Annotated in this window: 12 protein-coding genes; 4 read left to right on the top strand and 8 right to left on the bottom strand. The window is 64.2% G+C overall.

Translation table 11 applies throughout. From position 1 onward, the window contains the following. Window positions 1–244: 244 nt before the first annotated feature. The 4 genes from IVA82_RS28215 to IVA82_RS28200 form a co-directional block, all read right to left on the bottom strand. Entirely contained in the window at window positions 245–706 is a 462-nt protein-coding gene (locus IVA82_RS28215; protein WP_247382790.1) for a DUF3237 domain-containing protein, read from the bottom strand. An 11-nt stretch (window positions 707–717) separates the two neighbouring features. Then, window positions 718–2,037 carry a TRAP transporter permease gene (locus IVA82_RS28210; protein ID WP_247382789.1) on the bottom strand — a complete coding sequence of 440 codons (1,320 nt, stop codon included), beginning with the start codon at window positions 2,035–2,037 and terminating at the stop codon, window positions 718–720. 2 nt (window positions 2,038–2,039) lie between these two features. Beyond that, the gene (locus IVA82_RS28205) at window positions 2,040–2,549 is read right to left on the bottom strand and encodes a TRAP transporter small permease (protein ID WP_148745047.1); all 510 of its coding nucleotides are present in this window, start codon (window positions 2,547–2,549) and stop codon (window positions 2,040–2,042) included. A 199-nt stretch (window positions 2,550–2,748) separates the two neighbouring features. Beyond that, entirely contained in the window at window positions 2,749–3,822 is a 1,074-nt protein-coding gene (locus IVA82_RS28200) for a TRAP transporter substrate-binding protein (RefSeq protein WP_247493652.1), read from the bottom strand. 201 nt (window positions 3,823–4,023) lie between these two features. Between IVA82_RS28200 and pobA the strand changes: the two genes are divergently transcribed. Then, entirely contained in the window at window positions 4,024–5,193 is a 1,170-nt protein-coding gene (pobA, locus tag IVA82_RS28195) for a 4-hydroxybenzoate 3-monooxygenase (RefSeq protein ID WP_247382786.1), read from the top strand. 216 nt (window positions 5,194–5,409) lie between these two features. Then, on the top strand, window positions 5,410–5,829 hold the full coding sequence (locus tag IVA82_RS28190) for a PaaI family thioesterase (protein WP_247382785.1): 420 nt from the start codon (window positions 5,410–5,412) through the stop codon (window positions 5,827–5,829). Window positions 5,830–5,983: 154 nt separating this feature from the next. Here the strand turns inward: IVA82_RS28190 and IVA82_RS28185 are convergent, their stop codons facing one another. Continuing rightward, window positions 5,984–6,868: a LysR family transcriptional regulator gene (locus IVA82_RS28185; RefSeq protein WP_247382784.1), complete on the bottom strand. Its 885-nt coding sequence runs from the start codon at window positions 6,866–6,868 to the stop codon at window positions 5,984–5,986. Between the two features lie 120 nt (window positions 6,869–6,988). On the opposite strand from IVA82_RS28185, the gene IVA82_RS28180 reads away from it, so the two are divergent. Then, window positions 6,989–7,621 (top strand): pyridoxamine 5'-phosphate oxidase family protein, encoded by a 633-nt coding sequence (locus IVA82_RS28180; RefSeq protein ID WP_247382783.1) that lies wholly within the window; start codon window positions 6,989–6,991, stop codon window positions 7,619–7,621. A 213-nt stretch (window positions 7,622–7,834) separates the two neighbouring features. Here the strand turns inward: IVA82_RS28180 and IVA82_RS28175 are convergent, their stop codons facing one another. From IVA82_RS28175 to IVA82_RS28165, 3 genes are read right to left on the bottom strand one after another with little or no spacing between them, the layout of a single operon-like run. Then, a complete protein-coding gene (locus IVA82_RS28175; protein WP_247382782.1) occupies window positions 7,835–8,566 on the bottom strand; it encodes an ABC transporter ATP-binding protein in 732 nt (243 codons plus the stop codon). Then, window positions 8,563–10,332 carry a branched-chain amino acid ABC transporter ATP-binding protein/permease gene (locus tag IVA82_RS28170; protein ID WP_247382781.1) on the bottom strand — a complete coding sequence of 590 codons (1,770 nt, stop codon included), beginning with the start codon at window positions 10,330–10,332 and terminating at the stop codon, window positions 8,563–8,565. Before IVA82_RS28170 ends, IVA82_RS28175 begins: the two co-directional genes overlap by 4 nt. Before the next feature lie 6 nt (window positions 10,333–10,338). Further along, window positions 10,339–11,379 (bottom strand): branched-chain amino acid ABC transporter permease, encoded by a 1,041-nt coding sequence (locus IVA82_RS28165; RefSeq protein WP_247382780.1) that lies wholly within the window; start codon window positions 11,377–11,379, stop codon window positions 10,339–10,341. Between the two features lie 176 nt (window positions 11,380–11,555). Between IVA82_RS28165 and IVA82_RS28160 the strand changes: the two genes are divergently transcribed. Continuing rightward, a complete protein-coding gene (locus IVA82_RS28160) occupies window positions 11,556–12,065 on the top strand; it encodes a MarR family transcriptional regulator (protein WP_247382779.1) in 510 nt (169 codons plus the stop codon). The last annotated feature ends 196 nt before the right edge of the window (window positions 12,066–12,261 follow it).

Here is a 12,261-nt window from a genome sequence, read left to right as displayed (position 1 = left end):
CGCACGCTCCGGCGCCGCAGCCAGACCGATGGCATGAGGTGGGAGACGATCAGTCGCCTCGCCTGTGACTGCCTCCCCAGGCCCAACATCCGTCATCCTTGGCCGCGAGCACGCTTCGCCGTCACTCACCCGAGGTGGGAGCCGTATGCGGGAAAGCCGCACGTACGGATCTGTGCGGGGGGCGCTCAGCAATGAGCGTCCCTACCGCGACCGCTGCGCTCGCAATGACGAGGTTGCAGCCTTCTCATATCACCTGATGCACCTCGATCACCACGCGGTCCGCATGCCGCGCGGCTGACGCCACGAAGATGTGCTGCATCAGCCAGCGGTACTTCTCATGCCCGGTCTCGAATCTGGGGATAGTGCGGAAATAAATCAGTTTTGGATCGACCGGCTCGCCGCGCTTGAGCTTCTGGAGCAGCTGCACCGGGCCGAAGCGGATGCCCTTGTTCTCGACATAGACGGTGGCGCCGTCGTCGGTCTCGAAGGCGTATCTGGCTTCGAGATCGATCAGCTTGTTGGGGCGGATGGTCTGGAAATCGGCGCCGAACGGCAGCACCTTGCCGGTGATCGCGCCCGCCACCTCGCCGCCGACAATCGGAATGATGCGGCGAACACCGATGCCGGTCTCGCCGGCGGTGACGACGTCGCCGATGCGGGCGGTGATGGTGAAGACATATTTGGCTTCGAGGGCCGGTGTGGCCATCGCTTCGCCTCTCAATGCGCCATCATGCGCGTCGGCAGCCACGTCGCCAGCAATGGAAACGCGATCAGGATCACCAGGCGCACGAGATCCGTCGCCACGAACGGGATCACGCCCTTGAAGATCGTCGAGAAGGACACGTCCTTCACCACGCTCTTGATGACGAAGACGTTCATGCCGACCGGCGGATGGATCAGGCCGAGCTCGACGGTCATGACGATGATGACGCCGAACCAGATCGGGTCGAAACCGAGATGCATGATGACGGGGAAGATGATCGGCACCGTGAGGATGATCATCGCCATGGCGTCCATCAGGCAGCCGAGCACGAGATACATCACCATGATCAGCGCGAGCACGCCGTAGGCGCCGAGGCCGAGGCCGGTCAGGAATTCCGTGACCTTCTGCGGGGTCTGCGTCACCGTAAGGAAATAGCCGAAGATCAGCGCGCCGATCAGCACGGTGAACACCGCGGCCGCGGTGCGCGTCGCCTGCAGCAGTGAAGCCAAAATCTTTTCGCGGTCGAGCCGTCCCGTCAGCACGCCGATGATGAAGGCGCCGGCGGCGCCGACACCGCCGGCTTCGGTCGGCGTGAAGCGCGGCAGGAACGGCAGGCCGTAGAGGCCGCCGATCACGAACACGAACAGCAGCACCGGCGCCCAGATGTCCTTCAATCCGGCAAAGCGCTCGCGCCACGGCAGCACCTTGCCCTTGGGCAGCAAGTCAGGGCGGAAATAGCCGATCAGGCCGATCGTGATCATGTACATGGTCATCGCCAGCAGGCCCGGAATGATGCCAGCGATGAACAGCTTGCCGATGTCCTGCTCAGTGATGATGCCGTAGACCGCAAGCACGGTGGAGGGCGGCAGCATCGCGCCGAGCGTGCCGCCGGCCGCGATCACGCCGGTGGCAAAGGATTGCGGATAGCCGAAGCGGCGCATCTCGGGATAGGCGACCGCGGAAAAGGTCGCGGCGGTCGCGACCGACGAGCCGCAGATCGCGGCGAAGCCGCCGCAAGCGCCGACGGTGGCGATGCCAAGCCCGCCGCGCAAATGCCCGACAAAACCATTGGCGGCACGGAACAGCTCGCGGCTCATGCCGGAATTGCTGACGAAGGAGCCCATCAGCAGGAACATCGGGATGACGCCGAAGGTGTAGTCGGTAACCGTGCGCATCGAGGTCTGGCCGACCAGCTTGAGCGCCGGCGTGGCGCCGACGAGATAGGTGAAGCCGGAGACGCCGACGAGCCCCATCGCCATGCCGACGGGCACGCGCAGCAGCATCAGGGCGAACAGGGAAACGAAGCCGAGAACGGCGACGGCATCGGTGCTCATGTTTACTCCGTCGCCTTCAGCTTGGGGTCGTGCATTTCTTCGGGATGGAAGATCAGCCGGTAAGTGCGGATCGCGATCAACAGCACGGCGGAGACGTCGCCGATCCAGGCGATCGCGAAGAACGGCCAGGTCGGCATGTGCATGTCGAAGGTCTGGACGTTGTCGTTGTAGGTGCCGCGCACCTTGTCGAACAGGGTCCAGGTCTGCACGGAGACGACGAACAGCAGCACCAGCGTTGCGAACACGTCGATCCAGCGCTGGTACCGCGGCCCGACATTGGCCCAGACGAGGTCAACGGTGATGTGGGTGCCGCGATAGGAGGTCGCGGCGATGCCCCAGAAAATGAGGATGCCGAGCAACATGCGGCCGATGTCGAAGCTGTCCGGAATCGAATAGTTCAGCGTGTTGCGCAGCAGCACCGACAGGAAGATGTCGAGCGCGACAATGCCGACAAAGCCGGCCGCGATCCATTCGATCGAATCGATAACGCGATCCATCCAGCCGCGCTTCATGCGTGTGTCCTGCTCAAGATGAGTACGAGTTGCATCAACAGCGGTGCCGCGCTCCCTCTCCCGCTTGCGGGGGAGGGCTGGGGTGGGGGTATATCCGCAATGAACGATCCCAACGTGGAGAGAGCCCCCACCCGGCGCTTCGCGCCGACCTCCCCCGCAAGCGGGAGAGGTGCAGCGAGTTCGCGGCTGCAATTCGGCGTCACTCCGCCAGCGCGTTGTACTTCTTCAGCGACGCCTTCAAATCCGCCAGTGCCGCGTCCGGATCGGCGCCGGCCTTCTTGGCGCCGTCTGACCAGGTCTTGACCAGCGGCTCGGCGGCCTTCTTCCAGGCGGCGGTCTGCTCGGGTGTCAGCTTGTAGACTTCGTGGCTGGATTCCGCCTTCACCTTGTCGATGCCGGCGTCCTCGAACTTGCCCCAGTGTTCGCCGACCACACCCGCCATCTCGGTCGAGCAGTTCTTGTCGATCGCGGCCTTCTGCTTGTCGGACATCGCATTGTACTTGTCCTTGTTGATCACGAACACGAACGTCGTGGTGTAGAGCGGCGCCTCCATGTCGTACTTGGTGACCTTGTCGATACCGAACAGCACCAGCGAGCCCCACGGGAAGGTGACGCCGTCGGCCACGCCGCGCTCGATGATGTCGCGCACTTCAGGCGCGGACGACTGCACATTGGTGCCGCCGAGCGAGGTGACGAAATTGGCCATGGTGGCATGGGCCGGGCGGATCTTCAGGCCCTTCACGTCCTCCGGCGTCACGATCTTCTTGGTCCGGGAGTGGAAGGACGAGGGCGAATGGACGAAGGCGAGGCAATATTTGACATCCTTCATCTCCTTCTCGGCATACTTCCGATACCAGGCATCCAGCCCCATCGAGCCGCCCTTGGCGTCCGAGATCAGGAATGGCAGCTCGCCGGCGCCGACGATCGGGAAGCGGCCGGGCTGATAGCCGGGATTGACATAGGTGACGTCGGCGATGCCGTCGCGCGCCATGTCGTAATGATCAAAGGCCTTGCCGAGCTGCTGGGCCGGGAACACCTTGCCCTTGATGGTGCCGCCGGACTCCTTCTCCACCGCGGCCGCCCAGTCTTCTAGCGATTTTTGCAGCGGATGCGAGGCCGGCACCCAGTGCGAGATCTTCAGGTCGAAGGTCTTGTCCTGCGCGAACGCAGGCGTCGCGCATGCTGCCAGCAGCAAAGCCAGACACGCTTCTTCATCGGTCGTCTCTCCCTTTTCGACGGCGGGCTTCGATGGCCCGGTCTCTTTAATTAACATGTTATCTAATTGGTCGGCGCATTCAAGCAGGAACTGGCGCCTTGCCAGGCTATCTACGTCAGGCCATGTTGCATGGATTTGTCGCTGCCAGGCGACGAGCCGTCCCCTTTTGCTCAACCGTTATATGTTATAATTATCCTGCGCGGAGCAACGCAACAAGCGAGCCGCAACGAAAGCCTACAGGATCGGAAGGAGCAAGTATTGCGGACAAAAGTCGCAATCGTCGGGGCAGGGCCGGCAGGATTGTTGCTTGGGCAACTGCTGCACGCCTACGGTATCGACAATGTCATTCTGGAGCGGCAGAGCCCCGACTACGTGCTTGGGCGCATCCGCGCCGGCCTGCTGGAGGAGGGAACTGTCGCGCTGCTCGACCAGGTCGGGGCAGGCGCACGGGCGCATGCCGAAGGCCTAGTGCATGAGGGTATCGAGCTTGCCTTTTCCGGCCGCCGTCACCGCATCGACATGAAGGCTGCGACCGGCAAGACGGTCATGATCTACGGCCAGACCGAGGTCACGCTCGACCTGATGAACGCGCGCAAGGCGGCCGGCCTCTCCACGGTCTACGAGGCCAGGGACGTGCAGCCGCATGACTTCGACGGAAGTCATCCGCGCGTAACCTGGGTCAAGGACGGCGTCACCCACAAGATCGATTGCGACTTCATCGCCGGCTGCGACGGCTTTCACGGCATCAGCCGCGCCAGCGTTCCGTCCTCGGCGATCGAGGAGTTCGAGCGCATCTATCCATTCGGCTGGCTCGGCATCCTGTCCGAGACGCCGCCGGTCAGCCACGAGCTGATCTACTCCAACCACGCCCGCGGTTTCGCACTCTGCACCATGCGGTCAATGAAGCGCAGCCGCTATTATGTGCAGTGTTCGCTCGACGATCATGTCGATCAGTGGCCGGACGACCGGTTCTGGGATGAATTGAAGCGCCGGCTCGACCAGAAGGCGGCCGACAGCCTCGTCACCGGCCCATCGATCGAGAAGAGTATCGCACCCTTGCGCAGCTTCGTCGCCGAACCGATGCGCTTCGGCAAGATGTTCCTTTGCGGCGACGCCGCCCACATCGTGCCGCCGACCGGCGCCAAGGGGCTGAACCTGGCGGCCTCCGACGCGCATTACCTCTCGGCCGCCTTGCGCGAGTTCTACGACGAGAAGTCGAGCGCCGGCATTGATGCCTATTCGGCGAAGGCGCTGGCGCGAGTCTGGAAGGCGGTACGCTTCTCCTGGTGGATGACCTCGATGCTGCACAAATTTCCCGACACCGGCACCATCGGCGCGCGCATCCAGCTCGCCGAACTCGACTACGTCACGCAATCGCAGGCGGCGATGACGTCGCTGTCGGAGAATTACGTGGGGCTGCCGTTTTAGGGCGAACTGTCACCACGTACTCCGTCATTGCGAGCGAAGCGAAGCAATCCAGACTGCCTCTGCGGAGACAGCCTGGATTGCTTCGTCGCAAGGGCTCCTCGCAATGACGCGGAGCCCATTTCAAACAGCCGCGCAAATTCCGTTTAAAACTTTGTAGGCGGTGAAACTGTCATCCACATCGCGTTCAATGGCGGCAACCAACGATGCGAGACAGCAATGACCAGCACCGACATTCCCGCGGGCTTCGAGCCGCATTTCCGTAAAGCGCCGCTCACCGATCCCTGGGAGCCGCTCTACTCGAAGAAGACCGACAAGGCCGTGATCATCGGGCTGCACCTGGCGACACCGCACACCAATGCACGCGGGCTGATCCATGGAGGGCTGATCGCTGCGCTGGCCGACGCCGTCATGGGCTATAGCTGCGCGCAGGCGACGGGCTGGACCACGTCGTTCGTGACGGTCTCGCTGTCCATCGACTATGTCGGCGCTGCCGAGATCGGCCAATGGCTCGCGGTTGCGGGCGAGGCCATCAAGACCGGCAGCACGATCTGTTTCGCGCAGTGCCTGGTCAAGGCCGACGATGCGGTGATCGCACGCGCCAGCGGCACGTTCCGTGTGGTGCCGAAGAAGGGGTAGGCCCTGCATTCTCCGTCGTCATGCCCGGGCTTGTCCCGGGCATCACGTCTTCGGTGCCGCATACGTGGCAGCCCGTGGATGGCCGGGACATAGGCGAGCGGAAGCGACGCCGTCCTTCGGACGGCTATGTCCGGCCATGACGGCGAGAGTGGCGCTACCCAAATCTCCAATCCGCCGTCTCGACCACGAGATCGATGAACGCGCGCACCTTGGCCGAGAGCAGGCGCGAGGTCGGATAGACGATGTGGATCGGCAGCGCCGGCTGCTCGTACTTCGCCAGCACGATTTTCAGCCGCCCGCGCTTCAGCCCCTCGGCGGCCTGATAGGCCAGCACCCGGGTGACGCCGCCGCCGGCCTCGGCATATTGCAGCGCTGCGTCGGCGCTGTTGCTGACGAAGCGCGGGCTTGGTGTGACCTCGATGTCGCGTCCGTCGCACAGGAAACGCCACGCGGTCGCCGGACCGAACTGGATGGTCTGGTGCTCCAGCAATCCCTCCGGCTTCGTTGGTTCGCCGTGGCGCTTCAGGTAGCTGGGCGCGGCCACGACGATCCGCCGCATCTCGCCGACCTGGCGCGCGACGAGCGAAGAGTCGGCGAGATGGCCGATCCGCACTGCGGCGTCGACGGCATCTTCCACCAGGTTGACGAGGTGGTCCGACAGCCGCAATTCGCAGGCGACCTCGGGATAACGCTTGAGATAGGCGGTCATGACCGGCCCGACATGAAGCCGGCCGAAGCCGACCGGCGCCGACACCACGAGGCGCCCGCTCGGCCGGTTGCGTTCGTCCCGGGCCGAGCCGTCGGCCTCCTCGACATCGGCGAGGATGCGCCGCGCGCGTTCCAGATAACGCGTGCCGACGTCGGTCAGGGTCACTTGCCGCGTGGTCCGCTGCAACAACCGCGCGCCGAGATGCTCTTCGAGTGCCGCGATCAGCCGCGTCACCGCCGAGGGCGACAGCCGCAGCTTGCGCGCCGCCGGCGCAAAGCCGCGCAGATCGGCTACAGTGACGAAGACATGCATGGCTTCGAGGCGGTCCATGGCATCATTGCATATGCTGCAATGATGAAGTGTCAAGCGGACTGATTGTTTTAGCCGCTGAACGGTCCATTTTAGACTCCGAAAGACGCAGGAACGCGCGGGATTTCAGGAGATGTTCCGATGACAGGTGTAGTGCATACTTTTGCCAGCGACGTGGCCTTCACGCCGGCGGTGAAATCGATCCAGGCCCGCAAAGGTTCGCGGCAGGCCTACGCCCGTGCCGAGCAGCACGGCTGGCGCACCGAGGTCGACGAAAATCTGGCCGCCTTCCTGGCCGATGCCAACAGCTTCTATTTCGCCACCGCCGCGGCGGACGGCCAGCCCTACATCCAGCATCGCGGCGGGCCGAAGGGCTTTTTGAAGGTGCTGGACAAGCAGACGCTCGCCTTTGCCGATTATGCCGGCAACCAGCAATTCATCAGCCAGGGCAATCTGTCGGAGAATCCCAGGGCCTACATCTTCATCATGGACTACGCCCATCGCCGCCGGGTCAAGATCTGGGGCGAGGCGCGCGTGGTCGAGGACGACGACGCGCTGACGCAGTCCTTGATGCCGAAAGGCTATCGCGCGCGGCCCGAGCAGGCGATCGTGTTCAAGATCGCGGTCTGGGACACCAACTGCCCGCAGCACATCCCGCAGAAGTTCGACGCCGCGGATGTCGCAGCGGCGCTGGCGGCGAGGGATCAGCGGATCGCGGAGCTCGAGGCGGAGGTCGCGGCGCTGAAGAGGGAAGAAGGCGTTGTGAGCCACTAAATCGCGTTTGGCCTCACGCGGGTGGCGAGATTTTCCCTCTCCCCTTGTGGGAGAGGGTGGCTCGCCGCGGAGCGGCGAGACGGGTGAGGGGTGCTTCTCCGCGAGTGAGGCTCTCACAATTGAGCTCGCCGATAGAACCCCTCATCCGGCGCTTCGCGCCACCTTCTCCCACAAGGGGAGAAGGGAGGAGGAGTTCGCGGCGGCGCTACAACACTACAACACGCTCGCGCCTTCGTGCTGGAAGCCGAGATAGCTGGCGGCGACCTGTTCGTTTGCAGCAATGTCGCTGGCCTTGCCGCTGAGCACGAACTCGCCGAGCTCCATCACATAAGCCTGGTCCGCGATCTTCAGCGCTGCCTGCGCGTTCTGTTCGACCAGCAGCACGGAGACGCCGCTGGCGCGGAGCTCGGTGACGATGCGGAAGATGTCGGCGACGATGATCGGCGCAAGGCCGAGGCTCGGCTCGTCCAGCATCAGAAGTTTCGGCGCGCCCATCAGCGCGCGGCCCATCGCGAGCATCTGCTGCTCGCCGCCGGAGAGCGTGCCGGCAAGCTGCTTGCGCCGCTCCTTGAGCCGCGGAAACAGCGTATAGACCTGCTCGATCGATCTCTTAGCCTTGCTCTTCTCGATGCGGAAGGCACCGAGCTCGAGATTGTCCTCGACGTTCATGGTCACGAACAATTCGCGGTGCTCCGGGACGAGCCCAAGTCCCATGGCGACGCGGTCCTCGATATCGAACCGCGCCAGGTCCTGTCCGGCAAAGCTCACGCGGCCCTTCAGCGGCAAAATGCCCATAATGGCGGAGAGCAGCGTGGTCTTGCCGGCGCCGTTGGCGCCGACGATGGTGACGATCTGGTTGACACCGACCTCGAGCGAGACCGAACGGACCGCCTCGACCTTGCCATAGGCGACATGCGCGTCGGTGACGGACAACAGCGCGCTCATGCCGCCACTCCGAGATAGGCCTTGATCACTTCGGGATTGGTCTTGATCGTGGCGGGCGTTCCTTCCGCGATCTTGGTGCCGAAATCGAGCACCACGATGCGGTCGGCGAGATTCATCACAAAGCCCATGTCATGCTCGACCAGCAGCACGCTCATGCCGCCGTCGCGCAAATCGCGCAGCAGCGTGGCGAGACGCTGCTTCTCCATGTGGCGCAGGCCCGCGGCCGGCTCGTCGAGCAGCAGCAGCATCGGGTCGACGCACAGGGCGCGCGCGATCTCGACGATGCGCTGTTGGCCGAGCGACAGGCTGCCTGCGAGCTGATGCATTTGCTCGCCGAGCCCGACCCGCTCGATCTGGCGCGCGGCTTCTGCAAGCAATTTGGCTTCATCGGCGCGGTCGAGTCGCAGCATCGAGGAGATCGGCCCGGAGTGGCCGCGCAGATGCGCGCCGATCGCGACGTTCTCCAGCACGGTCATGTCGGGCACCAGCTTGACGTGCTGGAAGGTGCGGGAGATGCCGAGCTTGACGATCTCCTGCGGCGGCGCGTTGTCGACCTTCTTGCCGAGCACCGAGATCGAGCCGGAGGTGGCCGACAGCACGCCGGTGATCAGGTTGAAGGTCGTGCTCTTGCCGGCGCCGTTCGGCCCGATCAGCGCGACGATCTCGCGGGCCTGGACGTCGAAGGACACGTTATTCACCGCAATCACGCCGCCGAACTGCTTTCGCGCTTTCTCGACCTGGAGCAGGACGTTGGACTGGCTCTGTGCGCGGGTGCGCGCCTCGAGCTTGAGTGAGGTGTCCGGCTTCTTGCCACTGGTGCGCTCGGGCAGCAGCGACATCAGCCAGGGCCAGACGCCGCCAGGCGCAAGCTGTAATAGCGCCACCAGCATGATGCCGAACACGATGGTCTCGACCTGGCCGGAGCCGGGCAGGATCAGCGGCAGATAGCTTTGCAGCACCTCCTTCAGGACCACGACGATCGCCGCGCCGAGCACGCCACCCCAGACATAGCCGGCGCCGCCGACCACCGCGATGAAGAGATATTCGATGCCGGCCTGCGCCCCGAACGGCGTCGGGTTCACCGCGCGCTGGAGGTGGGCATAGAGCCAGCCGGAGAGGCCGGCGAGCACGGCGGCGTGGATGAACACCAGCATCTTTGCGCGCGGGGTCTGGACGCCGAACGCTTCGGCCGCGACGTGGCCGCGCCGGAGCGCGCGAATGGCGCGGCCAGTGCGCGAATCCAGGAGGTTCATGGTGAGCAGCGCCGAGAGGATCACCGCAACCCAGATCGCATAATAGATCGAACCGGGAGAGAGCATCTTGAACGAGCCCACCGACAGCGGCGGGATCGCCGAGATGCCGTCATTGCGGCCCAAAAATTCCAGCTTGCTGAACAGGTAGAAAAGCCCGAGTCCCCAGGCCAGGGTGCCGAGCGGCAAATAATGGCCGGAGAGGCGGACCGTGACCAGGCCGAGCAGCACCGCCAGCAATCCGCTGACGACGAGCGACAACGGCAACGTCAGCCAGGGCGACAGGCCGTAGGTCGTCGACAGCACCGCCGTGGTGTAGGCGCCGAAGCCGACGAAGGCGGCCTGCCCGAACGAGGTCAGGCCGCCGACGCCGGTGAGGAGCACGAGGCCCATGGCGACGAGCGCGGTGAGGCCGATATTGTCGAGCAGCACGATCCAGAACGGCGGCATGCCCGGCACGAACGGGATCGCCGCCATCACGAGCGCGAAGAGGAGGATGGGAAGCCGGCTCTGCATCGCGCGTCAGTCCTTCTCTTCCTCGACCGCGGGCGCGGCGAGCGAGCGCAGCAGCAGCACGGGGATCAAGAGCATGAAAACGATGACCTCCTTGTAGTTGGAGGCGTAGAACGACGAGAACGCCTCGACGATGCCGACGAAGATTGCCGCAACCGCCGTCAGGGGGTAGCTGACGAGGCCGCCGATGATCGCGGCGACGAAGCCCTTCAGGCCGATCAGGAAACCGCTGTCGTAATAGAGCGTGGTGATCGGCACGATCAAAATGCCCGAGAGCGCGCCGATCACCGAGGCAAGCAGGAAGGCGATCTGTCCCGACAACGAGGTGCGGATGCCGGCGAGCCGCGCGCCGAGCCGGTTGACGGCGGTGGCGCGCAGCGCCTTGCCGTAGAGCGTCAGGCCGAAGAACAGCCATAGGCCGACGATGAAGGCGATGGTAATGCCGTAAACCGCGATGCTTTGCCCGGTGAAACGCAGCGCGCCCGCGGTGAACGAGGTCGACAGCACGGCGGGCCCGCGCTGGCCTTCGGCGCCGAAGAACAACAGGCCCAGTCCCTGAAGCGCCAGATGGACGCCGACCGAGGCGATCAGCAGCACCAGCACGGAGGTGTGCGCCAGCGGCTGGAACGCAATGCGGTAGAGATAAAGGCCGATCATCGCGACGATCACCAGCGACAGCACGATGCAGATCGCCACCGGCGGCTTCTGGCCGGCGAAATAGAGCGTCACCGCCAGCACGATCGCCGGCAGCACGACGTTGGCGAGGAAGGCGCGCACGACCAGCCGCGTGTGCAGCGCCTGCCGTGCCACGAACAGGTCGAACACAAAGGCGGCGATGCCCATGGCGAGCGCGAGCTTTGCCGTGCCCGGCATCTGGCCGGCCGCAAGCGAGGCATAGGTCAGCGCGCCATAGGTGACGAACTCGCCCTGCGGGATCAGGATGACGCGGGTGACGGCGAACACCAGCACCAGCGCCAGGCCGAGCAGCGCATAGATCGCGCCATTGGTGATGCCGTCCTGCAGCAGGAACAGCATGATAGTGGTGTTCAAGACCGGACGCTCCCCCTCAAGATCCGGACCCGTCCCGCGATCGCGGTGGATGGTCCGGCTACAGCCATTGAAAAACGCTGACGATATTTGATATGATCCATAACAATTATCAAATATAACATCAAGGGCGGTGGGGACGACCCTCCCGAACTTAACGGGATTGCGAGCATGAGGCGATGACCGTTTTGAAAACCTCCGAAAAACCGGCCGAGGCGGCCAGGGGCCGCAAGGACGCGGCCGAAGGGTCTTCCGAAGCACTCCAGCTCGGCGAGCTCTCCGAGCAGCTGGGCTATGTGCTCAAGCGGGCGCAGCTCAAGGTGTTCGAGAACTTCCTGCGCTGCATGGCCTCGCTCCAGCTCACGCCGGCGCAGTTCTCCGTGCTGCTGCTGGTCGAGAAGAATCCGGGGCGTAACCAGACCGAAATCGCCTCGACGCTGGGCATCCTGCGCCCGAATTTCGTGGCCATGCTCGACAATCTAGAGAGCCGCGACCTCTGCGCGCGGATCCGCTCCACCAACGACCGCCGCTCGCACATCCTGGTGCTGACCGACCAGGGCAAGGCCGTGCTGACGCGGGCGAAGAAGCTGGTCGCGACCAAGCATGAGGCGCGGCTCAACGACCTGCTCGGCTCCGCCAACCGCACAGCCCTGATCGCGATGCTGTCGAAGATCGCGAATGAGTTTTGAGTGCCGGTCTCTTTCACCCTCCCCCTCCAGGGTAGGGCAATCGCATATGGGTGCACGATGCGGCGACATCGGCAGCGGGCTCCCTCTCCCGCTTGCGGCAGGGCTGTCCCGGGAATGATTCACTATGCCGCAGCGCATGCCCGGCAAATCCAGCGTGAACCGGATACTTTCTGGTTGTCGAGACACAGAAAAGGGC

The organism is Bradyrhizobium sp. 142, assembly GCF_023074015.1.
GTDB lineage: Bacteria > Pseudomonadota > Alphaproteobacteria > Rhizobiales > Xanthobacteraceae > Bradyrhizobium.
The sequence above is the reverse complement of the archived record's forward strand: the minus strand, read 5'-3'. Positions and strand labels throughout refer to the sequence as shown.

Bases quoted from the DNA above. Each gene is read 5' to 3' on its own strand.
- IVA82_RS28215 (WP_247382790.1), bottom strand. From the start codon at position 706: ATGGCCACACCGGCCCTCGAAGCCAAATATGTCTTCACCATCACCGCC.
- IVA82_RS28210 (WP_247382789.1), bottom strand. From the start codon at position 2,037: ATGAGCACCGATGCCGTCGCCGTTCTCGGCTTCGTTTCCCTGTTCGCC.
- IVA82_RS28205 (WP_148745047.1), bottom strand. From the start codon at position 2,549: ATGAAGCGCGGCTGGATGGATCGCGTTATCGATTCGATCGAATGGATC.
- IVA82_RS28200 (WP_247493652.1), bottom strand. From the start codon at position 3,822: ATGTTAATTAAAGAGACCGGGCCATCGAAGCCCGCCGTCGAAAAGGGA.
- IVA82_RS28190 (WP_247382785.1), top strand. From the start codon at position 5,410: ATGACCAGCACCGACATTCCCGCGGGCTTCGAGCCGCATTTCCGTAAA.
- IVA82_RS28185 (WP_247382784.1), bottom strand. From the start codon at position 6,868: ATGGACCGCCTCGAAGCCATGCATGTCTTCGTCACTGTAGCCGATCTG.
- IVA82_RS28180 (WP_247382783.1), top strand. From the start codon at position 6,989: ATGACAGGTGTAGTGCATACTTTTGCCAGCGACGTGGCCTTCACGCCG.
- IVA82_RS28175 (WP_247382782.1), bottom strand. From the start codon at position 8,566: ATGAGCGCGCTGTTGTCCGTCACCGACGCGCATGTCGCCTATGGCAAG.
- IVA82_RS28170 (WP_247382781.1), bottom strand. From the start codon at position 10,332: ATGCAGAGCCGGCTTCCCATCCTCCTCTTCGCGCTCGTGATGGCGGCG.
- IVA82_RS28160 (WP_247382779.1), top strand. From the start codon at position 11,556: ATGACCGTTTTGAAAACCTCCGAAAAACCGGCCGAGGCGGCCAGGGGC.